Raw genomic sequence first — 22,539 nt, 5'->3', positions numbered from 1 at the left:
GCCGGGCATCTTGCTGCTGGCCAGCGACCGCAGGCGCATCAGTTGGGCCAGCCACGCTGCCATAGGATCAGTAGGTGTCACACCACCCCCGGCTTCCCCTCGTCCCCGGCCTGCTTCTCGCCGTCGGGGCTGGCGTAGCCATCCCCCTGCAGGGCAGGATCAACGGCGCACTCGGGACCCAGCTGGCCGACGGGGCCGCGGCAGCGCTGGTCAGTTTCAGTACGGGGCTCGTCCTGATGGTGGTCATCACCTGTGCGCTACCCCGGGGCAGGGCCGGTTTCCGTCAGATCGCTCCGGCGGTGCGGGAACGACGGTTCCCGCCCATCTACCTCGCCGCAGGCACCGTCGGTGCCTTCTTTGTCTTCTCCCAGTCCCTGACCATCGGCGTCCTGGGTGTGGCGTTGTTCACTGTCGCGGCGGTGATGGGCCAGACGCTCAGCGGCCTGCTCGCTGACCGGGCTGGCATTGGCCCGGCCGGCAAGCGGCCGCTGACGCTCATGCGGCTGATCGGTACCGCGCTAGCCGTCGCCTCGGTGGTGTGGGCAGTATCTCCCCGTTTTGGTGCTTCCGGTGACGTGCAGTCCTGGCTGATTCCGGTTCTGCTCCCGGTTGCCGCAGGGTTTCTCATCAGCTTCCAGCAGGCCATGAACGGCACCGCGGCCGTCCATTACGGGACTCCGATCACCGCCACCCTCCTGAATTTCGTCTCGGGCACGTCGGTACTGCTGGTCGCCTGGCTGATCAAGGTTCTGGTCGCCGGGCCGGGGGAGGCACTGCCCACCGAGTGGTGGTACTACCTGGGCGGCCCGCTCGGGTGTATCTTCATCGGGCTCGGCGCGGTCCTGGTCCGGAGCCTCGGCGTGCTCCTGACCGGGTTGGGAATGATCGCTGGACAACTGGTCGGATCGCTCGTCCTCGACCTCGTGTTCCCGACTTCGGGAACCGTGGTGGAAGTGGCCACGGTGGCCGGGCCCCTCCTGACCCTCGTCGCCATTGTGCTGACCACGCTGCCGTGGCCCCGGCGCGCGCTGCGCTTCCGCTGACCGCGGACCTCGCCCGGCGGCTCGTGAATCTGTGTCGGGACGCCACTGAACCCTGCGCCGGGACGCCGTCCCGACCACCTCGGTAGGCTAGGGTTGAACCTTCGATTCGTGCAGGCCGCAGCCCATTCCTGGGCCGTCTCAGACCTGCCGGGCACCACCACGGACCGCACCCAGCGGCCTGTAGAAATGGAGAACCACCTTGGCCAAGAACCAGTCCGCACTCGACCCCATCATTTCCCTGGCGAAACGCCGCGGATTCGTCTTCCAGGCGGGGGAAATCTACGGCGGATCACGGTCGGCCTGGGATTATGGTCCGCTCGGCGCGGAACTGAAGGAAAACATCAAGCGCCAGTGGTGGCAGTCGGTGGTCCGTGGCCGCGACGACGTCGTCGGCCTCGACTCCTCGGTGATCCTGCCCCGTAAGGTGTGGGAGGCCTCCGGCCACGTGGACGTGTTCAGCGACCCCCTGGTGGAGTGCCTGAGCTGCCACAAACGGTTCCGTGCCGACCACCTCGAGGAAGAGTACGAGGAGAAGAAGGGCCGGGCCCCCGAGAACGGCCTCAAGGACATTGCCTGCGCCAACTGCGGCACCCGCGGCGAGTGGACCGAACCGCAGGAGTTCTCCGGTCTGCTGAAAACCTTCCTGGGCCCCGTCGCGAACGAGGAGGGGATGCACTACCTGCGCCCCGAAACCGCGCAGGGCATCTTTGTGAACTTCAACAATGTCCTCAACACGTCCCGGAAGAAGCCGCCGTTCGGCATCGGCCAGATCGGCAAGAGCTTCCGCAACGAGATCACGCCGGGCAACTTCATCTTCCGCACCCGTGAGTTTGAGCAGATGGAGATGGAATTCTTCGTCGAACCAGGCACCGACGACGAGTGGCACGAGTACTGGATCAAGAACCGCCTCGACTGGTACACCGATCTAGGCATCAACGAGGACAACCTGCGCCTGTTCGTCCACCCGCTGGAGAAGCTCAGCCACTACTCCAAGGGCACCACCGACATCGAATACCGGTTCGGCTTCCAGGGCTCCGAGTGGGGCGAGCTGGAAGGAATAGCGAACCGCACCGACTTCGACCTCTCCACCCACTCGAAGCACTCGGGCACCGACCTGAGCTACTTCAACCAGGGCACCAACGAGCGGTACACGCCGTACGTGATCGAGCCGGCCGCGGGACTGACCCGGTCCTTCATGGCGTTCCTGGTGGACGCCTACACCGAGGATGAGGCACCCAACTCCAAGGGCGGCGTCGACAAGCGCACCGTCCTGAAGCTGGACCCGCGCCTCGCCCCGGTCAAGGCCGCCGTCCTGCCGCTGAGCCGCAACGAGGACCTGTCACCGAAGGCCAAGGATCTGGCGGCGCAGTTGCGCAGGAACTGGAACATCGACTTCGACGACGCCGGCGCCATTGGCCGCCGCTACCGCCGTCAGGATGAGATCGGCACCCCGTTCTGCATCACCGTCGACTTCGACACCCTCGATGACCAGGCCGTCACCATCCGCGAACGCGACACGATGGCCCAGGAACGCGTGTCACTTGACCAGGTTCAGGGTTACCTCGCCGCACGGCTGATCGGCTCCTGATGGCACTGAACTACCGTGAGTGGCGCGAAGGAGACGACCTGGAGCTCATCCAGCTCTGGGGCGGACCCGAGAACGCGCAGGTGGAACAGGCCAGAGCGCTGTTCCGGCCCTCCTCCAACGCCCCGTGGCTGCGCTGCATCGTTGCCGAGGACACCGTGGGCACCGGCTCAGTGGGCAGCGACGCGGGGGTCCCCGTCGCCGCTGCGTACGTCTTCGAACCGAAGCTGCACAACCAGCGGCTGTGGGCGTACGTCGAGGTGGCGGCCGACCACCGGCGCGCCGGTGTCGGGTCCACCCTGCTGGCGATGCTGCGGAATGAGGCGGCCGGCTCTCCGTCGGGCGCCACCGCGCTGCGGGCGAAGGTGATTCCCGGGTCCACCGGCGGTGACTTCGCCCTCGCGTCGGGGCTGGCACCGATCCAGCGCTCCCGCATCGTCCGGGTGGAACCCGGTGCGTTGGCGCTTCCGGTCTTCGAGGACAACGGTGGCCCGCAGCTGGATGAAGCGGCGACCGGGTCGGTGGAACTGACCACCGCCGTCGCCGCCTGGTACAATGCGGTGCACGCCTGGGATCCTGCGCACATGACCCTGGGACAGGCCCAGCAGTACCTGCTCGCCGACACCACTGGTGCCGGGGGAGCAGTGGTCCTCAGGGACAAGCCGCAGGCCGACGGCGGCAGGATTGCCGCGTTTGCCATCAGCTACACCCAGACCCGGACCGACGACCCCGCTGATGTCCTCGTGGGGTACGACCCGACGATGGCCCCCGCGGAGCAGGAGGCCGCAGTGGCCTCCTTGCTGGCGATGCTGGTGCATCAGTTCCCGGTGCTCGTCGAGGTGGACGATTCGATGACCGCACTGGTCAAAGTGATCGACCCACTCCTGGCGATGGGGACCGCGAGCGTGAGCGCACCCGAAACGCTGGTCGTCAGCGACTAGCGGGGGAAGCTACTGGCGCTCGTGGCGGCCGGTCGCCCGGTCGTGGGCGTCGGCCGCGATGCGCTCCTCTTCGGTCATGGCGCCTCCGCCCAGGTGGGCCGGGTGCCACCAGGCGCCGGGCTCGGGGACCAGCGGGAAGCCGGCGATGCCGCGGTCAATGCCGTCCTGGAGTTCGGCGCGCAGCTGCTCGGTTTCGATGACGACGTCGGTATCGGCGCCGTGCCGGATCGGTTTGCTGATGTGGACCCGGACCGGTGCGCGGAAGACGGTCTTCAGCGACAGTTTCTGGCCCCGGCTCATCAGGCGGTGGGACCCCCACACCGAGATCGGGATAATGGGCACCCCGGCTTCGGCCGCGAGGCGTACCGCGCCGGTCTTCAGTTCCCGGACGGTGTAGCTGCGGCTGACGCCCGCCTCGGGCAGGATTGCCACATATTCGCCGGCCTTCAGCTTCTCAAGCGCACCCTGGTAGGCCGCACTGCCGGCACTGCGGTCGACGATCACGTGACCGGCTGCGCGGATGGCGGGGCCGGCAAACCAGTGCGACCCGGCGCCCTTGGTGACGAGGAACCGCATCTGGGCGCGGGCATGCCGCCAGAGCACCAGTTCCGCGAACGCGAAGTCGAGGTACCCGAAGTGGGTGACGGCGACGACAGCACCCTGCCCCGGTACCGGACGTCGTGACTTGCCATTCAGTGGTCCGCGCGGCAGGAGGTTCTCCTCGCCGGTGACAATCACCCGGATCCGGAAAACGAACTGCAGCGTCTGCCCGGTGTGCACGATCATCCGGTAGAAGCGGTCATTGGGCTGGGGCTGCCAGCGCCCGATCTTCTCAGTGAGTCGACTCATGATGATGCACCTCGTCCGGGTTTGGGGGGAAGGGGAAAGAAACCGCTGGTGTTCTCGATGTACTCCCGGTACCCGGGACGGCTGCTGAGCCGTTTTTCGGTCAGGGGCTTGCCGGTCTTGTTGGACAGGGTCCAGAACATCAGGGCGGGGGAGAGGATGGTCAGCACGCCGGGCCACGAGTCGGCGGCCACCAGGAACAGTCCCACCCAGACGGCGGCGTCCCCGAAATAGTTCGGGTGGCGGGTGTAGCGCCAGAGGCCCCTGTCCATCACCGTGCCCTTGTTCGCCGGGTTACCCCGGAACGCTGCCATCTGGTAGTCGCCGACGGTTTCGAAGAAGAAACCGACCAGCCAGATCACCGCTCCCACCCAGGCCAGCCAGCCCAGCGGCCCGGTCGAATACATGGCCACCTGGATGGGCAGGGAGACGAAGAGCATCACGATGCCCTGCGTCAGATAGATCTTTCGCAGCGCGTAGGCGTTGCGGGAGCCCGGCGCATCACTGAGCATGTCCTCGTAGCGTGGGTCTTCGGCACCGTCGCGGGCACGCCAGCCGATGAATCCGGCCAGGCGCAACCCCCAGGCAGCGGTGAGGATGAGCATCAGCGCGCGGCGGCCGTCGTCGCCCGCTGACGCTCCCGACACGTCGGCCGACGTGATGAAGGTGATGACCGCAATCACCACAAAGCCGAGCCCCCACGCCGTATCGATGACCGAGTGGCGCTTCTGGACCTGTGCCAGCGCGAAGGTCGCGGCCAGCAGCACGACGACGCCGAGCGTCGCCCAGCCGAAGCCGGCAGCAAAGCTGAGGAACGGGAATTCAGGCATCGTTCACCTTTGATGGATGGAGTGGGACGGGCCGGTCAGGCAGTCATGGCCTAGACCGTGATGGATAGGGGTTGGTCGCTGGCCAGCAGGTCCCGGGCAGGGAGGGTGCCGGCCGGTGGTACTGACGCGCCCGTGTCCTCCATGAAGGTTTTCAGCACAAAGGAGGCGGTGAGCTCGTGCCACAGCCGGGCCTTCGTGACCATGAAATGTCCGGCCTGAGTGACCGTGACATAGTGCAGCTCCTTGGCCAGCCCCCGCGCCCGCTGGGCGTACCGGTACGACTGCCGCTGGGAGGTCCACCGGTCCTGGTCGCCGTGCAGGATCAGCACGCGCCTGCCGTCGACGGGATCCTCGGGGGTGGTGTCGCTGAGCCAGGGGGCGAGGGACACCACGGCGCGCACCTGTGGATCATCGGCGACGCAGAGGGCAACCAGTCCGCCCATCGAATGGCCGACCAGATAGATGGGCACCCCCGGATGGCGGTCACGGATCGCGGCCAGAGCCCAACGGGCATCGTGCAGGGGTGACATTTCCTGGCCGTTCCATCCCCTGACGCTGTTCCGCAGGGACCACACTTCCAGGCCGTGGCGCTTGCCGCGGCGATGGATCAGGGCGGCGAAAGGGATCATCCGCACGGGACTCAGATGGCGGGCGCGTACCGGCTCGAAGCTGTTCGCCCGACCGCCATGCAACACCAGCGCGACGCCGGTGACCGGGCCGGAGCCCTTGCGGACGGTGATGACCGGGGCATGCGCGACGGTTCCTGCGGGAACCTCGCTTGATTCACTGAACCGTTCTTTCATCTGTCCTTTTCCGCCTACCGCTTGGTCGAACTCATCCTGGTAATAGCTTATGTCCCGAACGGGGTGTGGGGTCCCCGCGTAGAATTCCGGAGGGCACGAAAAGAGTGCACTCTCTTAACACCTTGGACAGCTAGGAACTTCGTGGGCCACAGCCACACTCAGGACACAGGGAATTCGGAGCTGAGCGAGAAAACGATGGGTGCCCGACGGCGGGCGAACCTGCTGCTCTCAGCCATTCTCGTGCCCCTCGGAATCCTGACGGTGATCGGCATGATCCTGCTGTGGCCCAGCGGGGACCGCAGCAACGTCACCATCGCGAATCCCTATGCCACCGCAGACGGCGTCTCCATCGACACGGGGGAGGTCGAACGGATTTCCCTGGAGGACTGTCCGTCCTCCCAACCCACCGTCGACGCCGGCGGGGTTGCGCAGCAATGCCAGGTCGCCTACACGCTGCCGGACGCCGGCGGGGCGGCGGTCCCGGTCGAGGTTTCCCCCGAACTGGCCCGCGCCAACGCGGTGGAGCCCGGAGACCGGATCCGCTTCCTGAACCTGGAGGGGGTCATCCAGGGCGGAAGCGCGCCCTACATTTTCATGGACTTCGTCAGGACCATCCCGATGATCTGGCTCGCCGTCCTCTACGCGGTGGTGGTGGTCGCCGTCGCCCGCTGGCGTGGGCTGCGGGCGATGATCGGCCTGGTCGGCGCCCTGATCGTCCTGGCCCAGTTCATCCTGCCCGGCCTGGTGGAAGGCAAACCGCCGCTGCTGCTGGCACTGGTCGGGTCGGTGGTGATCATGATCGGGGTCCTCTACTTTGCCCATGGCTTCTCCGCCAGGACCTCGACGGCCCTGCTGGGCACCCTGTTCGGCCTGTCCATCACGGCGCTGCTCGCCGCGTGGGCCACCGAATCGATCTACCTGTTCGGGGTGGGGGACGAGAACGCCTACGCGCTGGTCAACGCCTCCGGTGACGTGTCAATCTCCGGGATCATCATGTGCGGGCTGATCATCTCCGGACTGGGAGTCCTCAACGATGTGACTATCACCCAGTCGTCGGCGGTGTGGGAGCTGTATGAGTTGGCCCCCAACACCTCGGCCCGCAGGCTTTTCGCCGGTGCCATGCGGATTGGCCGCGACCATATCGCCTCCACCGTGTACACCATCGCGTTCGCCTACGCGGGGGCGGCGCTGCCGCTGCTGATCCTGGTCTCGCTCTATGAACGCACCGTCCTGGAGAACCTCACCAGCGGGGAGCTCGCGGAGGAGGTGGTCCGCACCCTGGTGGGCTCCATCGGCCTGGTGCTCGCGATTCCTGCCACCACCCTGATCGCCGTCCTGGTGGTCAAGGCGGTGGGAATCACCCGGCAGAGGGGGCACGACGACGGCGGGCAGCGACCTGCGGCGCTCGCCGCCGAGAGCGCGGCGGTCCAGCCGGCCAGCGGGAACCCGCCGGCTGATACCCGGAGTGCCCGGCGGGATCGAAGCGGCTGAGGGGCCCGGGCGCGCCGGGACGAACGAAACGCTTCCCGATTTGCCTCAGCTTGCGACAATGGAGAGGTGACTGTTGTATCAACCCTGCCCGGAGTAACCGAGGCGCACGCCCCCGGCTCCCCAGCTGAAACCCGACTCGATCTGCCCCCGCTGCAGCTCGGCAACATTACCGTGAAGACCCCCGTCGTCCTCGCGCCGATGGCCGGGATCACCAACACAGCGTTCCGCCGCCTCTGCCGCGAGTACGGTGGCGGGCTGTACGTCTCCGAAATGGTGACCTCCCGCGCCCTGGTGGAACGGAATCCCGAGTCCCTGCGGATCATCTCGCACGACGACGACGAGGCAGTGCGCTCTGTCCAGCTCTACGGCGTCGACCCGGTCACCGTGGGCGCGGCGGTCAGGATTCTGGTCGAGGAAGACCGGGCCGACCACATCGATCTGAACTTTGGTTGCCCCGTCCCGAAGGTCACCCGGAAGGGTGGCGGTGCGGCACTGCCCTGGAAGCTCGACCTGTTCACCGGCATCGTCCAGACAGCGGTCCGGGAAGCCTCGAAGGGCGACATCCCGCTGACCATCAAGATGCGCAAGGGGATCGACGAGGATCACCTGACCTTCCGCGAGGCGGGGAAGATCGCCCGCGACAGTGGCGTCGCAGCCGTGGCGCTGCACGGTAGGACAGCCTCCCAGTTCTACTCTGGCAAGGCCGACTGGAACGCCATCGCGGAACTCCGTGAGGCGCTCCCGGACATCCCGGTGCTCGGCAACGGCGACATCTGGTCGGCGGAGGACGCCATCCGGATGGTGCGGCAGACCGGCGTCGACGGCGTCGTCATTGGACGCGGCTGCCAGGGCAGGCCGTGGTTGTTCGGAGACCTGATGAACGCCTTCGAGGGGGAGAGCAGCAGGCACCAGCCCGGCCTCGGGCAGGTGGCCGACACCGTCTACCGGCACGCGGAACTGCTGGTCGACACCTTCGGCAACGAGATGATGGCGCTGCGGGATATTCGCAAGCACATGGCCTGGTATTTCAAGGGTTACGTGGTCGGAGGGGAGCTGCGCGCCAAGCTGGCCGCCGTCCCCACCCTCGAGGTGCTGCGCGAACTGCTGGCCGAGCTGGACGCCGGTTCCCCCTACCCGGGAGCCGACGCCGAAGGCCCACGAGGCCGTGCCGGCAGCCCCAAGAAGACCTCCCTGCCGCAGGACTGGCTGACCTCACGGGCACTGAACGACGCGCAGCAGGCGGACATTTCCGCCGCGGAAGTGGATATCTCAGGTGGCTGAGCCCGGCATGAGCTTCCCGAACGCGCCGGTCACCCCCGGCTACACCGACGCCGACATGCAGCGGTGGGTTGACGAACCCGCCAAGAGCACGCACCGGTCCCACTTCGAGCGTGACCGCGCCCGGGTGCTGCACTCCTCCGCGCTCCGGCGCCTCGGCGCGAAGACCCAGGTGGTGGCCCCCGATACCGACGACTTCGTCCGCACCCGCCTGACCCACAGCCTCGAGGTCGCCCAGGTGGGGCGCGAACTGGGCCGCGCGCTGGGTTGCGACCCGGACATTGTCGACGCCGCCTGCCTGGCACACGATCTCGGCCACCCGCCCTTCGGCCACAACGGCGAATCCACGCTGAACGACCTGGCACATGCTGTCGGCGGGTTCGAGGGCAACGCCCAGACCCTGCGCCTGCTCACCCGGCTTGAGCCGAAGGTGATCCGCGCCGACGGTACCCCCGCCGGCCTCAACCTCACCCGCGCCAGCCTCGATGCCGCCGCGAAGTACCCGTGGACCGCCGCCAACGCCCCGGTACGGCACGGGCAGCGCACCTCCAAGTTCGGTGCCTACGAGGACGATCTCCCGGTCTTCGAGTGGCTCCGGCAGGGCGCCCCGGCCGGTCAGTCCTGTCTTGAGGCGCAGGTCATGGACCTGGCCGACGACATCTCCTACTCGGTGCACGACGTCGAGGACGCCATCGTGGCCGGACACTTCCAGCTGAAGCAGATGGACAACTCCGACACGCGTGCCCGGGTGGTCGGCTACACCCAGCAGTGGTACCTCCCGGACAGCGATGCCGCAGCCATCGACGCGGCCCTCACCCGGCTTGAGGCGACCGATACCTGGGTGCGCGACGCGGACGGCAGCAGGCGGTCGATGGCCGCCCTGAAGAACATGACCAGCCAGCTGATCGGCCGGTTCTGCCTGAGCGCCCTCGCGGCCACCCGCGCCATCTACGGCCACAATCCACTCACCCGCTACCACGCGGAAATGGTGGTGCCCGAGGAAACGGAGCTGGAGATTGCCGTCATGAAGGGCCTGGCCACCACGTTTGTGATGACCACCGAACGGCGCCAGCCGGTCTACGAACGCCAGCGGGAGGTACTCAGCTCGCTGGTCGCCCAGATGGCCGCCGCCGGGGACCGGTTCCTGGAACCGACCTTCGCTGCGGACTGGAAGGACGCGCCCGACGACGACGCCCGGCTCCGGGTGGTCATCGACCAGGTGGCGTCCCTTACCGACGCCTCGGCGCTGGCCCTCCACCGGCGCGCCGTTGGACCTGTTCCGTCCCTCTGGTAGCAGCCCCCGCGCTTTCCTGGACCTGGTCCCGCGCTTCGGGCGGGACTGGTCCTGCACAGGTATTGCTGGCGCGCCCGCACCCCATCGCTGACGCATAGACTGTTTTCATGGCCGGACTCATCAAGCGCGAAGACATCGATGAGGTACGCCAACGCACTGACATCAAGGAAATCGTTGACGGCTACGTCACCCTGAAGTCCGCCGGTGTGGGCTCCTACAAGGGCCTGTGTCCCTTCCACGACGAGCGTTCGCCGTCGTTCCACGTCCGTCCGCAGATGGGCTCCTACCACTGTTTCGGCTGCGGTGAGGGCGGCGACGTGATCTCGTTTGTCCAGAAGATGGACCACACCTCGTTCTCCGAAACCGTCGAAAAGCTCGCCTCCCGGATCGGGTTTGAGCTGCGGTATGAGGACGGCGGCACCGGCCCCCGGCGGGAAGATATCGGGCGGCGCCAGCGCATGCTGGACGCCCACAAGATCGCCGCCGAGTTCTACCGCGACCAGCTCCTGACCCAGGGCGCCGCGGCGGGGCGCCGGTTCCTGCAGGACCGGGGATTCGACCGGGCGGCCGCCGAACTGTTCGGGGTGGGCTACGCGCCGCAGGGCTGGGACGGACTGCTGACCCTCCTCACCGGCAAGGGCTTCACCCAGGACGAGCTGAAACTTACCGGCATGTTCAGCGTCTCCTCCAACAACGCGGGGCGCATCTACGACAGGTTCCGCGGCCGCCTGATCTGGCCGATCCGTGACATCACCGGCGACACCGTGGGATTCGGGGCCAGGAAGCTCTACGAGGAGGACCAGGGGCCCAAGTACCTCAACACCCCCGAAACCTCGCTCTACCGCAAATCCCAGGTGCTCTACGGCATCGACCTGGCGAAGCGGGAAATCGCCAAGACCCGCCAGCTCGTGGTGGTCGAGGGTTACACCGACGTGATGGCATGCCACCTCGCTGGGGTGGGGACCGCCGTCGCGACCTGCGGCACCGCGTTCGGCGCCGACCACATCAAGATCGCCCGCCGGCTCCTGTCGGACGACGGCTCCGGTGGGGAAGTGGTCTTCACCTTCGACGGCGACGCCGCCGGGCAGAAGGCCGCCCTGCGCGCCTTCGAGGAGGACCAGCGGTTCGTCGCGCAGACCTACGTGGCGGTGGAGCCCAGCGGCGCCGATCCCTGCGAGCTACGGCAGACCAAGGGCGACGACGCCGTCCGTGGCCTGATCTCGTCAAGGCGTCCCCTGTTTGAGTTCGCCATCCAGGCTTCCTTCAGCAACTACGACCTGTCCACCGGCGAGGGGCAGGTCAACGCCCTGCGGCATGCCGCCCCGATTGTCGCGCGGATCCGGGACGTCTCGCTGCGGTCCATCTACACGCGGGAGCTGTCCCGCTGGCTCGGGATGCAGTTCGTCGGCGAGGACCAGGTGGCTCGCGCAGTGGCGTCAGCCGCCCGCAAGGGGACCGGGGTGAGTAGTGGCCCCGGCGGAATGTCGGTTGCGCCGTCCCGCGAGGGCGCAGCGCCGTCGTCGTCGGCCGGATCCAGCAACGGCACCGCCGACGCGCCGAGCGGCGAAGCAGAGGCCCCGCACTTCCCCCGACCGGACCCCAAAGACCCGATTGGCCGGATGGAGCGGGAAGTCCTCGAGGTGGTGCTGCAGTACCCGAACCTTTTGGAACCGGTGCACTGGGAGCGGTTTGCGGAGTCGGGGTTCTCGGAGCGTGTCTACGGGGTGCTGAAGGACGCTGTGCAGGCCGCCGGCGCCGCGGGTGTGGATCCGGCCCAGTGGGTGGAACGGGTCCGGCAGGAGGTCCCTGAGGTGCTGCGCGGGCTGGTCACCGAACTGGCTGTCACCCCGCTGCCATCGAAAGCCGAGGACGCACTGGCCCTCTACTGCCGTGACATCGTGAACCGGCTCTTCGAGCTGCGCATCACCCGGCTCAAAGCCGAGATGCAGGGGAAACTGCAGCGCGTTGATGCTGCTGCCGACCCCGAGCAATACGTCCAGTTGCAGCGTGACCTGCTGGCGCTGGAGATGCGCCGTCGTCAGCTGCGCTCCGACTGATTCCCGGCCAATTTCACTTACCCGCACTTGGTATGTAAAGTTGTATCTGCTGCTTTCCTCCGTAGCTCAATTGGCAGAGCATTCGACTGTTAATCGAAGGGTTACTGGTTCAAGTCCAGTCGGAGGAGCCACTAAACCCCTTCCCACCAGCTTCGTGCTGGAGGGAAGGGGTTTTTCTTTTGTCGTGAGTCACCAGGTTCGAGGCGTATTCTGGGGAAATGGAACAAGACAGCAAACTGATCTTAGTCACCGGCGCTACCGGGTATATCGGTGGCCGGCTGGTCTCCCGTCTGGTCGCCGAAGGCCACACCGTGCGTGTGCTGGTGCGCTCCCCGCAGAAGCTCAAGGACGTCCCCTGGACCTCTTCGGTGGAAGTGGTGGAGGGCGACCTCGAAGACGAAGAATCGTTGACCAAGGCGTGCGATGGGGTCGACACCCTGTACTACCTGGTCCACTCAATGGGGACCGGGAAAGGCTTTGAGACCAAGGAATCGAACATTGCTTCCCTGGTCTCCCGGGCCGCCACCAAGGCTGGGGTGGTGCGGATGGTCTACCTGGGTGGTTTGCACCCGTCGGATGTGAAACTCTCCACCCACATGCGCTCCCGCGAAGAGGTGGGACGCATCCTGCTGGAATCCGGGACGCCCACCATCGCCTATCAGGCCGGTGTGGTCATCGGTTCCGGGTCCGCGTCATTCGAAATGATCAGGCACCTCTCCGATGTCCTGCCCGTGATGCCAGCACCCAAGTGGGTGCTCAACCGGATCGAGCCCATCGCTGTCCGCGACGTCCTGCACTACCTGATCGGCGCACTCTCCCTGCCCGCCGACCTGAACCGGACCTTCGACATCGGCTCGCGGAACGTGCTGTCCTACGCCGAAATGATGAACCAGTACGCGGTCGAAGCAGGCCTGCCGCGCCGCAAGATCCTCGCCCTGCCGGTGCTGACCCCCCGGCTGGCTGGCCACTGGGTGAACCTGGTCACGCCGATCCCTCGGGTGATGGCGATGCCGCTCATCGAATCGCTCCAGCACGATGCAATCACCGCCGAGCACGATATTGACGACTACCTTCCGGTGCCCGACGGCGGTCTGACCGACTACCGTACCGCGGTGAACCTGGCGCTGGGCAAGGAACGCGGGGGAGAGGTGGAAACCAGCTGGGCAGGAGCATCGCGGCTTGACACTGCGGCCGATCCGCTGCCCACCGACCCGGAATGGGCTGGTCGCACGGTCTTCACCGACGTCCAGGTCTACCAGTCCAAGGCGTCACCCGAACGTCTCTGGAAGGTCATTGAAGGCATCGGCGGAGACAACGGCTGGTACTCCCTTCCCGTCGCCTGGGCTGCCCGTGGCTGGATGGACAAGCTGGTGGGCGGCGTCGGGCTTCGCCGCGGCCGGCGCCACAACGATCAGCTGCTGACCGGCGACCCATTGGACTTCTGGCGGGTCGAGGAAATCGTCAGAGGTGAGCGTCTGCGCCTGCGCGCGGAGATGAGGCTCCCGGGCCGTGCCTGGCTGGAGATGTCAGTGCGCCCCGATGGCACCGGCAGCGAATACACCCAGCGCGCGGTGTTCTTCCCGAGGGGTCTTGCGGGCCGGCTGTACTGGCTGGGTGTGCTCCCGTTCCACGGCACCATCTTCAAGTCGATGGCCCGGAACATCTCCAGCAAGGCCGAACGGAGCTAACCGCGGTCTACCCCTGCGCCGCCTGGCGCAGGGGTAGACGTCGCAAGACCAGTCGCTGCTGTTGGAGTTACTGGAGCGCAGGGACGGTGCGCGGCCTGACCACGGTCCACAGGAACACCACTGCAGCACCGATGCAGACCGCCATCACGGAACCCATTGTGGTGGCTGAGACGCCGAGCAGACCGACCACTGGAGAGATCGCACCCGCCAGACCGAACGTGACGGCGCCCAGGAGCGATGCTGCAGTTCCGGCCTGGGCACCGTGGTTGGCCAGCGCCAGTACCTGCACGCAGGGGAATGTGAATCCTGCCGACATGATGTAGAACCACAGCGGCACCATGATGCCCCACAAACCGAACCCCAGCTGGGCGAACAGCACGATGAGCAGCGACATCAGCAGCATCGACGCGGTCGAGTACACCATCACCCACTGGGGGCCGATCCGCCGCAGGATCCGTGCACTGATCTGCACGCCCGCGACAATGCCGAGCGAATTCACCGCGAAAAGCAGCCCGTACTGCTGCTCGCTGAAGTTGTAGGTGCCCTGGAACAGGAACGGCGACGCCGACAGGTACGAAAACAGTCCCGAGAAGTTCATTCCGCCCACCAGCAGGACACCAATGAAGATCCGGTCGGTGAGCACCGCACGATAACGCTGCAGAGCGGTGGCACCTGAATTGCCCCGCCGGTCCGCGGGCAGGGTTTCGATGAGGAACACCGACGCACCGATGATCACCAGCACCCCGTAGCCTGCGAGGAACCAGAAAATCCCCGGCCAGGGCATGACGAGCAGCAGCGACGACCCGATCACCGGAGCAAAGATGGGCGCCAACCCGTTAACGAGCGCCATGTAGGAGAGCATTCTCACCAGCGGGTACCCGCTGAACAGATCGCGAAGCATGGCCATGGCGACGACGCCGCCTCCGGCCGCTCCTATGCCCTGCAACACCCGGAAGACCATCAGCATCGTGATGTCGGTTGCCATCGCGGCACCCAGCGAGGCGAGGATATGGACGCTTGTCGCCAGAATCAGCGGTACCCGTCGTCCCACCTTGTCACTGAGCGGGCCGACAATCAGCTGCCCCACGGCGAACCCGACGATCGTGCCGGTCAAGGTCAGCTGCACCGCCGCCTCGGTGACACCGAGATCGCTCTGCAGGGACGGAAACGCTGGCAGGTACAGGTCGATGGTGAAAGGGCCCAGGGCGGTGAGGGAGCCGAGAATCACTACATAGATCAGTTTTTGGCGCCGGGTCAGGGAATCTCCGGGGTGGGTCACGGTGCTCAACTGGTGCCTATCCGACCAAGGTCTTACCTTGCGTCACGGGTGGCCGGGGGGGCCTCAAAGGATGGTGGTGGGGGACTGCCGCTGGGATGGCACGCTGAATCTCATCCGAAAAAGAGGGGGAGGGACAACGGACCACGGTGTCGCCTGTACCATCTTAGGCGCGAACGCCCACGAGCTGTCACTACCCTGTCACTAAGGGTGCTTGCTATTGACGTAGGCTTACCCAAGTGGAATTAGCCGGTCAATGGTAATTTTAGGAAAAGGTTTACGCAGCTTGCAGGTTCGCTCAGCGGCCTGTTGGACGAGGGATGGAGGCAGAGCTATGGATAGCTCCGCTAGCGCACGAGGCACGGCAACTTCAAACAAGCCATCGGTCTTTGGGCTGATCAAGCTTCTGGCCAGGCTGACACCACGACAGTTCGGCGACGAATTCTCGATGGCGCTCGAGCAGATGAAGCAGAAGGGCGTCAAGGCCGGGATCGCCGCCGCGTTCCTCGCGGTGGCAGTACTTTTCCTCGCCTTCCTCTCCGTCGCTCTGATCGCCGCAGCGATCCTGGGCCTTTCCACCATCATGGACGGCTGGCTGGCCGCACTGCTGGTTGCAGGACTGTTCCTGGTCGTCGTGGTCATTGCCGCACTGATAGGTGTCTCCCGATTCAAGAAGGCACTGCCGTTGCTGCCCGAGGACGCCATCCGTGGCGTTCGCTACGACATCGGTGTGCTGCGTGAGGGTCGGAGCTTCGATCCCGCAACCCTCGACGTCAAGAAGCCCAAAGAAGAAAAGGCCGACGACAAGCCCGAGGACAGCAAGCCCAAGGAGCCAACGCCGTCGTACGGCGAGCTGCGTCGCCGCTCCGGCACCCGCCGTGACCACATGGCCGACCTGCGCGACGATCTGGGGCGCGGCCTCGATTTCAAGTCGCTGTGGAACCGCACCAAGGCTTCGGCCAAGACCGGGGCAGGCCGCCTCTCGGAGCAGGCGCGCTCCTTGGTACCTGCACGCACCTCCACCGACAGCGAGCCTTCGCACAACGTGAGCCTCGCCGATCGCTGGAAGCCGCTCTCAGTCGTGGCAGGTTCGGTGGCCGCGATTGTCGTCATGGTGAGGAAACTGGTCTCCCGCTAGGCGGCACTCGCCGTCGTCCCGGACGAAGCGTCCCGGACGCCCCCTCTACCTGCATAATGGAGGTGGAGGGGATAGTGATCAGACTTATTGGGGCCGGGGCCAGACCGGGGCACGAAAACAACGAACTGACCACCTTCTGGACACTGCCCAACGTTGTGACGGTAGTCCGGTTCCTGGGGGTTCCGCTATTCGTCTACTTCATTGTGCAGAACGAAGATGCCCTCGCGGTGATCACCCTCGTCATCCTTGGCTCGACCGACTGGATCGACGGGTACATCGCCCGCCGCTTCGACCAGGTGTCGACAGTGGGAAAGTGGCTCGATCCGATTGCCGACCGGACCGCCCTGATCGTTATTGCGGTCACCTTCGTGGTCGACGGGATAGCACCCGCCTGGCTGGTCTGGGCCATCGTAATCCCCGATGCCATCCTGATCCTGAACGCGTTGATCCTGTTCCGGGGTCCCCTTCACCTTCCGGTCACCAACGTCGGAAAAATCCGCACCGCACTGCTGCTGATCGGCTCGCCGATGCTGTTGCTCCATCGGGTGCCGGGCTTCGACCTGGACTGGCTGATCGTGACAGCCCATGTCCTGCTTTTCCTGGGGTGCGTAGGGCATCTCATCGCGTTTTTCGGGTACTTCACCGCAGCGCACCGCAAGTATCGCTCGGAGGGTAGATCCGCAGGATCCTCCCGAGCTGGTGCGGCTGATGCCACCCAGTAGTTATCGCAGCACGCCGGTTAACGCGATCCTCTCCCGCGTGAAAGTTGGCGCATGGTCTGGCTAGCCGTTCTCCTCGCCCTGATCGGGGCCTGTTTCCTCGCCGTGGGGGCGCAGCGCCAGGGGAGCGCGGTGCGCTCCAACACGGGTGGTCTGTCCCTGAACTCCAAGGGATTCGTCCGGCTACTGCGCAACCCACGCTGGGTCCTGGGATTGATCCTGCTGGTGATGGGGATGGCCCTGAACGTGGTTGCCCTCAGCATGGCAAGCCTCACCGTGGTGCAACCAATCGGCGCGATCGCGCTGGTGATCACCACCGTCGTCAATTCCAAGGACCAGGGCATCAGGCTCAACCGGGCGACCATCGTAGCCATCGCGGCCTGCGTCAGCGGCAGTGCCGTGTTTGTCCTGCTGGCCGTCAATGTCACCCGAAAGAACCATTCAGTACTTCCTGAGCAGGAACTCTTCACGGTGCTCCTGCTGGCCGTCGCCGTCGCCGTGTTTGGATCGTTGGCGGTGATGTTCCGCCGGCGGCTGGGTGCCTTCGCCTACATCCTCGGAGCGGGAGTTCTCTTCGGATTTGTCGCGGTACTGACGAAGATCATCGCCACCCACCTCCTGGACCCCAATGGCCGTTTCCTGCTCAACGTGCCGCCGTACACGCTGATCGCCATCGCGGTGGCTGCTGCGCTCGGGTCCTGGTTTGTGCAGAGCGCCTATGCCACCGGCCCACCAGACCTGGTCATCGCCGGGCTGACCGTGATCGACCCGATCGTCGGCATCGCAATCGGCATCGTGATTCTTGGTGAGCTGCAACCCGACGTGCAATCAGTCATCGCAATTGCCATGGGGATGGCCGCATTGGTTGCTATTGTGGGGGTCATTGCGCTGTCCCGCCATCATCCCGACGTGGTGCAGCGGCAAAAAGAACTACGACGCCGGCGCTAGCTGAGGCAGAATCCGCCCAGCCGCCCCATCCGCCAGTAACCCACCGAGGAACCCACCGTGAGCCACCCGGCAGATAAATTACCGTTGACGATCCTGATTGCCGCCGAGACGTATCCGCCCAACATCAATGGCGCAGCGCAGTTCGGCTACCGGTTGGCGAAGGGAATGTATTCGCGCGGCCACAACGTCCACGTTCTGGCGCCCAACACCGAGAACGGCAAGAGCTTCACCGAGGCCGACGGCGAGTGGCCGGTGCACCGGCTGAAGTCGCACGCCGTCCCCACCCACGACTACTGGCGAATCTGCCTCCCGTGGGAAATCAAACGGGACATCAGTATGCTGTTCGACCGGGTCCAGCCCGACGTCGTCCATATCCAGTGCCACTACATGGTGGGGGAGTACACCCTCTACGAAGCGGTGAAGCGCGGCATCCGTGTTGTTGCCACCAACCACTTTATGCCGGAGAACCTCAATCCGTTCCTGCCCTTCCCCGAGTGGTTCAAGAAGATCGTTGCCAGGAATTCCTGGCGGGACATGGGCAAGGTTATGGGCAAGGCGGCAGTCGTCACGACGCCGACGCCCCTGGCTGCGAAGGCGATGCACGAGCACGCGTTCCTGCGCAAGGTGGTCCCGCTGTCCAACGGCATCGACTCGGCGGCCTATGAGCTTAATCCCGGCGAAACGATCGAACCTCGGGACTATCCGACGGTCCTCTTCGTAGGGCGGCTTGCCGAGGAAAAGCACGTCGACGTGTTGATCGACGCGGTAGCCAAGACGCCGCCGTCACTCAATGTCCATCTCGAGATCGTTGGCGGCGGCGAGGTGAAGACGGCTCTCCAGGCGCAGGTGGCCCGGCTGGGCCTCGGTGGAAGGGTTGTGTTCCGCGGGCTGATTACCGACGAGGAGCTCCGGCAGGCGTATCTCAGGGCAGCCATCTTCTGCCAGCCCGGTACCGCCGAACTCCAGTCGCTGGTCACTCTGGAGGCGATGTCCGCCTCAACCCCGGTGCTGTTGGCCAACGCCATGGCGTTGCCGCACCTGGTGGACCACGGGGTCAACGGCTACCTGTTCACCCCGCACGACAGCGGCGAACTCGCCGATCGCATCACGCAGCTCCTGAGCCTGCCCCCGGAGGACCTCGACCGGATGGGCAAAGCGAGCCGCTCGATGGTGGACGTGCACTCGCTGTCAGCCACCCTCGCGACGTTCGAGGGCCTGTACTACGGTGACTCGCTGGATGCCGAAGCGGTCTAGCGAGGGTCTAGCGGCGGTTAGCCAAGGGCTGGTGTGTCGTTAGAATGAACAGTGCGCCCCGAGCGCACGGCAAGGGGCTGTAGCTCAGCTGGTTAGAGCAGCGGACTCATAATCCGTTTGTCCTGGGTTCAAGCCCCAGCAGCCCTACCGAAAAGAGCCCCTGGCCTGCGGAAACGCGGATCAGGGGTTCTTTGCTTTGGGGGTCTCGACGGGTAACGAATCGAGATGTGCACCCGCCGCGGTGCAGGGAACAAGGGCCGGTGTCCTAGAAGTTGCCCCCCCCCAGCTCTCTAGGGCGCCGGCACACCTACGTTAGAGCGCAGCACTGACACTCATTCACCGCTCGTGATCCGGCGGAGCCGCCAGCCGTCAGCAGGTGGATCTGAGCTGATATCGAATTCCAGGGTGGGGGAGACCGGGCCGTCTTGAGCTTGGAACCGCCACGACCGGGTAGTGATGAGACTGCCCTGACCGTTCACGGGTGTGTTTCCTGGCTCCCACCAGCTGCGGGTGCTGGACCAGCTCACCGGTTCCCCGACTGCCTGCCAGATCCGGCCATGCCACCGCCTCGCCAGAAGAGCGCCGCCGCCTGTATTTCTTCAGCGCTGGGGCGTGCTACGCTCTCTCTTCTGAGAGCTGCTTTCTTCACGAAGCATCAGAGATGTGGACTGCCCCGGCTCGAGCTGATCGAAGTGGTCGTAGAGTATGTGCTCTGGATTACATAGTGGGTACTTCGATGGGCCTATCGTGGTGTCTACTCGTTCAAGCTGGATTGGCGACCGACCCCCGGACTGCTGAACGATCTGTGGGTTTATGTTTCCCAGATAGGAGCACCTTTTAGATGGCCGATAGTGTGAAGTCCGTGAGCGGTGACGATGAGTTCACTGGTCTGAGGGCAATGTTCCTCAACTGCACTTTAAAGCGTACTCCCGAGTTGAGCCACACGTCCGGGTTGATCGGCCTGAGTGCCGATTTGATGCGGTCGAAGGGTGTTCATGTGGATATTGTGCGGCCGATTGATCTTCCGGTGGCGACGGGTGTGTACCCAGATATGAGAGATCACGGTTGGGACGAAGACGCCTGGCCGACCATTTTCGAGAAAATTGAACAGGCAGACATTCTGGTGCTTGCGGGCCCAATCTGGCTTGGAGACAACAGCTCGGTGATGAAACAGATCATTGAACGTCTTTACGCGATGTCGGGGATAACGAACTCCCGCGGACAGTACGTCTATTACGGGAAGGTGGGTGGTGCTTTGTTGACGGGGAACGAGGACGGCGTCAAGCACTGCGCGATGAACATTCTCTATAGCCTCCAGCACATCGGGATGACCATTCCTCCGGCGGCGGACGCTGGATGGATCGGAGAAGCGGGACCGGGTCCGAGCTATCTGGACGAAGGATCGGGCGGCCCTGAGAATGATTTCACCAATCGCAACACCGCCTTCATGACGTGGAACCTGCTTCATATGGCTCGCATCTTGAAAATGGTTGGAGGCATACCGGCTGAGGGGAACATGCCTGAGGCGTGGAAGAAAGGCGACAGGTTTGGTCTGGAGGCGAACCCGGAATACCGGTAGCTTCAACAGCTATGCCTGGTGTTGCCTGCATAGCTATTTCGGGCGCCTAGAGGATCGAGCCTAAATCTGACCCGACCGACGGGTAGGTCGCTGTTGTCGATTTCAGCTGGCGGGTGGTGAGGCCGTGTTTCATGGCCACGCTGATGGTGTTGGCTAGTTCGGCGTATCCGGTGCCGAAGAGATGCGCGCCGACGATCTGATCGGTTGACTTGTCGATCAGGATTTTCGATGCTCCGCTGGTTTCCCCTATGCGGTAGTTCGTGTACCAGCGGCTGGTATCGGTGTAGCGGACGTCTATGTCCAGACCATTGTCCTTAGCTGCGTGTTCGAGTATGCCGAGGCGGACCAGCTCGGGAATGGTGAAGACTGTCGTCGGGATGGCGGTGTAGTCCGGGATCATGGTGCTCGATTGGAGCATGTTGGATGCTGCAACTTTTGCTTCAAACACTGCGACCGGGGTCAGCGGCATACCTGGGGTGTCAGCTGAATCGCCGGCTGCGTAGACGGCGGGATTGGTGGTGCTCTGGAGATGGCCGGCAACCTGGACTCCTTCGGGCCCATAGGCGACGTTTCCTGCTTCGAGGTTTAGCCGGGATAGGTCTGGGACTCGGCCCGCGCCGTGAACGACGATGTCGGCTTCAATTGTTGATGACTTGCCACTTTGATTGAGGTGTATGTGGAATCCGTTGTCTGACCTGACGACGCCTGTAATGGTCGTGTTGCGCTGAACGGTGACACCTGATTCTGTGCCCCGCGCTATGAGTAGGTCAACGAGGTCCGGATCGAAGTTCTTCAGTGGCCGGGAGCCGCGATCAAGGATGAGGGTGGAGCTTCCGGCTCGGGCGGCGATATGAGCGAATTCGAAGGAGATGAAACCTCCCCCGACGAAAACGATCCGGGGCGGCAGCCGCTGAAGGTTGAGAAAGTTCGTACTGTCTATGAGATGTTCTGCCCCGGGGAAAACCAACGGCCGGGGTGCGGCTCCGGTGGCCACAAGAATTTTCCCCGCTTCGTACGATGCTCCGGCGACGTCGATTCGTGTCGGGGCGGTGAAGGCGGCGGTCCCGTGGAGGGTCTGCACCCCAGCAGAGTGGAGGTTTTCCTCCATGGTCTCGGGGATCGGGTGGGTGAAGCCGTGTTTGTGTTCCATCAGTTCCTGCCAGTTGATGGACATGGTTCCGGGGTCCACCCCTTTACCGCTCATGAGCCGGGCAGCCTCTATTACCTCGGCGCCACGCCTGAGGATTTTTTTGGGATCGCATCCGCGCAGGGCACAGGTACCGCCGTAGGGACGGGAATCCACGATTGCAACATTCCACCCATTCGACGCGCATTTGGTCGCGGCGGCGATTCCAGCCATCCCGGCACCAATGACCAGAAGGTCAACATCAGTAGTCATCTCACACCTCTTTCTGGTCTGAAAGTTGAGCCGTTGCCGGTGGTAGCGCTGCTCTGAGCTGGTCGATGGTTGGGGCGCCGGCTGGTCCGTCTGGGGTGAGGTATCGACGGCAGGCCAGTCCGACTGGTGCGCCAGGGGCGGCAAAAACGTCGATGTCGTTGATCCGGATGCTTGGCGACCCGTGGAAGCCAGCGCGTGCGGCGTCGTCGGCGGTTTCGATTTTTTGGAGTGAGAGGACGATGTCGGTGCGTTCTCCAGTCAACGTGACGAGTCGTTCGTGGGCGAGGGTCCAGTTGGGGCAGCCATCGAAATACTGCAGGATGATCTTCATGCTCCAACGGTAAACCTTATAGTCAACTAGAAGGTCAAG

19 protein-coding genes and 2 tRNA genes are annotated in these 22,539 nt (G+C 64.7%); 15 read left to right on the top strand and 6 right to left on the bottom strand.

Features of this window, described 5'->3' with window-relative positions; all coding sequences use genetic code 11:
* Positions 1 to 74: 74 nt before the first annotated feature.
* The 3 genes from H4V95_RS13630 (at position 75) to H4V95_RS13620 (ending at position 3,569) form a co-directional block, all read left to right on the top strand.
* The gene (locus H4V95_RS13630) at positions 75 to 1,043 is read left to right on the top strand and encodes a DMT family transporter (protein WP_196867304.1); all 969 of its coding nucleotides are present in this window, start codon (positions 75 to 77) and stop codon (positions 1,041 to 1,043) included.
* A gap of 199 nt (positions 1,044 to 1,242) precedes the next feature.
* Positions 1,243 to 2,631, top strand: a complete 1,389-nt coding sequence (locus H4V95_RS13625; RefSeq protein ID WP_196867305.1) for a glycine--tRNA ligase — start codon at positions 1,243 to 1,245, stop codon at positions 2,629 to 2,631.
* A complete protein-coding gene (locus tag H4V95_RS13620; protein WP_209730867.1) occupies positions 2,631 to 3,569 on the top strand; it encodes a GNAT family N-acetyltransferase in 939 nt (312 codons plus the stop codon). Before H4V95_RS13625 ends, H4V95_RS13620 begins: the two co-directional genes overlap by 1 nt.
* 9 nt (positions 3,570 to 3,578) lie before the next feature.
* On the opposite strand, the gene H4V95_RS13615 is transcribed toward H4V95_RS13620, so the two are convergent.
* From H4V95_RS13615 to H4V95_RS13605, 3 genes are read right to left on the bottom strand one after another with little or no spacing between them, the layout of a single operon-like run.
* Positions 3,579 to 4,418, bottom strand: a complete 840-nt coding sequence (locus tag H4V95_RS13615; protein WP_209730866.1) for a lysophospholipid acyltransferase family protein — start codon at positions 4,416 to 4,418, stop codon at positions 3,579 to 3,581.
* A complete protein-coding gene (locus H4V95_RS13610; RefSeq protein ID WP_196867330.1) occupies positions 4,415 to 5,245 on the bottom strand; it encodes a DUF1295 domain-containing protein in 831 nt (276 codons plus the stop codon). Before H4V95_RS13610 ends, H4V95_RS13615 begins: the two co-directional genes overlap by 4 nt.
* 50 nt (positions 5,246 to 5,295) lie before the next feature.
* Entirely contained in the window at positions 5,296 to 6,048 is a 753-nt protein-coding gene (locus H4V95_RS13605) for a dienelactone hydrolase family protein (protein ID WP_209730865.1), read from the bottom strand.
* A 195-nt stretch (positions 6,049 to 6,243) separates the two neighbouring features.
* On the opposite strand from H4V95_RS13605, the gene H4V95_RS13600 reads away from it, so the two are divergent.
* The 6 genes from H4V95_RS13600 (at position 6,244) to H4V95_RS13575 (ending at position 13,856) form a co-directional block, all read left to right on the top strand.
* Complete coding sequence (locus tag H4V95_RS13600; protein ID WP_245346182.1) at positions 6,244 to 7,539, top strand: YibE/F family protein; 1,296 nt, start codon at positions 6,244 to 6,246, stop codon at positions 7,537 to 7,539.
* 84 nt (positions 7,540 to 7,623) lie between these two features.
* Positions 7,624 to 8,820 (top strand): tRNA dihydrouridine synthase DusB, encoded by a 1,197-nt coding sequence (gene dusB, locus H4V95_RS13595; protein WP_196867332.1) that lies wholly within the window; start codon positions 7,624 to 7,626, stop codon positions 8,818 to 8,820.
* Positions 8,821 to 8,827: 7 nt separating this feature from the next.
* A complete protein-coding gene (locus H4V95_RS13590; RefSeq protein ID WP_209731373.1) occupies positions 8,828 to 10,111 on the top strand; it encodes a deoxyguanosinetriphosphate triphosphohydrolase in 1,284 nt (427 codons plus the stop codon).
* A 107-nt stretch (positions 10,112 to 10,218) separates the two neighbouring features.
* Positions 10,219 to 12,168 carry a DNA primase gene (gene dnaG / locus H4V95_RS13585; protein WP_209730864.1) on the top strand — a complete coding sequence of 650 codons (1,950 nt, stop codon included), beginning with the start codon at positions 10,219 to 10,221 and terminating at the stop codon, positions 12,166 to 12,168.
* A 55-nt stretch (positions 12,169 to 12,223) separates the two neighbouring features.
* A tRNA-Asn gene (locus tag H4V95_RS13580) sits at positions 12,224 to 12,299 on the top strand.
* A gap of 87 nt (positions 12,300 to 12,386) precedes the next feature.
* Positions 12,387 to 13,856 carry an SDR family oxidoreductase gene (locus H4V95_RS13575; protein ID WP_196867310.1) on the top strand — a complete coding sequence of 490 codons (1,470 nt, stop codon included), beginning with the start codon at positions 12,387 to 12,389 and terminating at the stop codon, positions 13,854 to 13,856.
* Positions 13,857 to 13,923: 67 nt separating this feature from the next.
* On the opposite strand, the gene H4V95_RS13570 is transcribed toward H4V95_RS13575, so the two are convergent.
* Entirely contained in the window at positions 13,924 to 15,144 is a 1,221-nt protein-coding gene (locus H4V95_RS13570; RefSeq protein ID WP_196867311.1) for a multidrug effflux MFS transporter, read from the bottom strand.
* A gap of 322 nt (positions 15,145 to 15,466) precedes the next feature.
* On the opposite strand from H4V95_RS13570, the gene H4V95_RS13565 reads away from it, so the two are divergent.
* From H4V95_RS13565 to H4V95_RS13540, 6 genes are all read left to right on the top strand, one after another.
* The gene (locus tag H4V95_RS13565; RefSeq protein ID WP_209730863.1) at positions 15,467 to 16,270 is read left to right on the top strand and encodes a phage holin family protein; all 804 of its coding nucleotides are present in this window, start codon (positions 15,467 to 15,469) and stop codon (positions 16,268 to 16,270) included.
* 74 nt (positions 16,271 to 16,344) lie between these two features.
* A complete protein-coding gene (locus H4V95_RS13560; RefSeq protein ID WP_312884039.1) occupies positions 16,345 to 16,992 on the top strand; it encodes a CDP-alcohol phosphatidyltransferase family protein in 648 nt (215 codons plus the stop codon).
* Positions 16,993 to 17,043: 51 nt separating this feature from the next.
* Positions 17,044 to 17,937, top strand: a complete 894-nt coding sequence (locus tag H4V95_RS13555) for a DMT family transporter (protein ID WP_196867313.1) — start codon at positions 17,044 to 17,046, stop codon at positions 17,935 to 17,937.
* A gap of 57 nt (positions 17,938 to 17,994) precedes the next feature.
* Entirely contained in the window at positions 17,995 to 19,191 is a 1,197-nt protein-coding gene (locus tag H4V95_RS13550; protein ID WP_196867314.1) for a glycosyltransferase, read from the top strand.
* Positions 19,192 to 19,264: 73 nt separating this feature from the next.
* Positions 19,265 to 19,338: transfer RNA gene (locus H4V95_RS13545), tRNA-Ile, on the top strand.
* Between the two features lie 694 nt (positions 19,339 to 20,032).
* Positions 20,033 to 20,770, top strand: a complete 738-nt coding sequence (locus tag H4V95_RS13540) for a flavodoxin family protein (protein WP_196867315.1) — start codon at positions 20,033 to 20,035, stop codon at positions 20,768 to 20,770.
* A gap of 46 nt (positions 20,771 to 20,816) precedes the next feature.
* Here the strand turns inward: H4V95_RS13540 and H4V95_RS13535 are convergent, their stop codons facing one another.
* Positions 20,817 to 22,169 carry an NAD(P)/FAD-dependent oxidoreductase gene (locus H4V95_RS13535; protein WP_196867316.1) on the bottom strand — a complete coding sequence of 451 codons (1,353 nt, stop codon included), beginning with the start codon at positions 22,167 to 22,169 and terminating at the stop codon, positions 20,817 to 20,819.
* 1 nt (position 22,170) lies between these two features.
* Entirely contained in the window at positions 22,171 to 22,500 is a 330-nt protein-coding gene (locus tag H4V95_RS13530; RefSeq protein ID WP_196867317.1) for a thioredoxin family protein, read from the bottom strand.
* Positions 22,501 to 22,539: the final 39 nt, after the last annotated feature.

This window comes from Arthrobacter sp. CAN_C5 (assembly GCF_017875735.1).
In the GTDB taxonomy this organism is placed as follows: Bacteria; Actinomycetota; Actinomycetes; order Actinomycetales; family Micrococcaceae; genus Arthrobacter_D.
Note: the sequence above shows the minus strand (reverse complement) of the source record. Positions and strands in the feature narration are given on the sequence as shown.

What these genes read in the sequence shown, in the direction of transcription:
- H4V95_RS13620 (WP_209730867.1), top strand. Translation starts at nt 2,631, where the DNA reads ATGGCACTGAACTACCGTGAGTGGCGCGAAGGAGACGACCTGGAGCTC.
- H4V95_RS13615 (WP_209730866.1), bottom strand. Translation starts at nt 4,418, where the DNA reads ATGAGTCGACTCACTGAGAAGATCGGGCGCTGGCAGCCCCAGCCCAAT.
- H4V95_RS13610 (WP_196867330.1), bottom strand. Translation starts at nt 5,245, where the DNA reads ATGCCTGAATTCCCGTTCCTCAGCTTTGCTGCCGGCTTCGGCTGGGCG.
- H4V95_RS13605 (WP_209730865.1), bottom strand. Translation starts at nt 6,048, where the DNA reads ATGAAAGAACGGTTCAGTGAATCAAGCGAGGTTCCCGCAGGAACCGTC.
- H4V95_RS13600 (WP_245346182.1), top strand. Translation starts at nt 6,244, where the DNA reads ATGGGTGCCCGACGGCGGGCGAACCTGCTGCTCTCAGCCATTCTCGTG.
- H4V95_RS13590 (WP_209731373.1), top strand. Translation starts at nt 8,828, where the DNA reads ATGAGCTTCCCGAACGCGCCGGTCACCCCCGGCTACACCGACGCCGAC.
- dnaG (WP_209730864.1), top strand. Translation starts at nt 10,219, where the DNA reads ATGGCCGGACTCATCAAGCGCGAAGACATCGATGAGGTACGCCAACGC.
- H4V95_RS13575 (WP_196867310.1), top strand. Translation starts at nt 12,387, where the DNA reads ATGGAACAAGACAGCAAACTGATCTTAGTCACCGGCGCTACCGGGTAT.
- H4V95_RS13565 (WP_209730863.1), top strand. Translation starts at nt 15,467, where the DNA reads ATGGATAGCTCCGCTAGCGCACGAGGCACGGCAACTTCAAACAAGCCA.
- H4V95_RS13555 (WP_196867313.1), top strand. Translation starts at nt 17,044, where the DNA reads ATGGTCTGGCTAGCCGTTCTCCTCGCCCTGATCGGGGCCTGTTTCCTC.
- H4V95_RS13540 (WP_196867315.1), top strand. Translation starts at nt 20,033, where the DNA reads ATGGCCGATAGTGTGAAGTCCGTGAGCGGTGACGATGAGTTCACTGGT.
- H4V95_RS13535 (WP_196867316.1), bottom strand. Translation starts at nt 22,169, where the DNA reads ATGACTACTGATGTTGACCTTCTGGTCATTGGTGCCGGGATGGCTGGA.
- H4V95_RS13530 (WP_196867317.1), bottom strand. Translation starts at nt 22,500, where the DNA reads ATGAAGATCATCCTGCAGTATTTCGATGGCTGCCCCAACTGGACCCTC.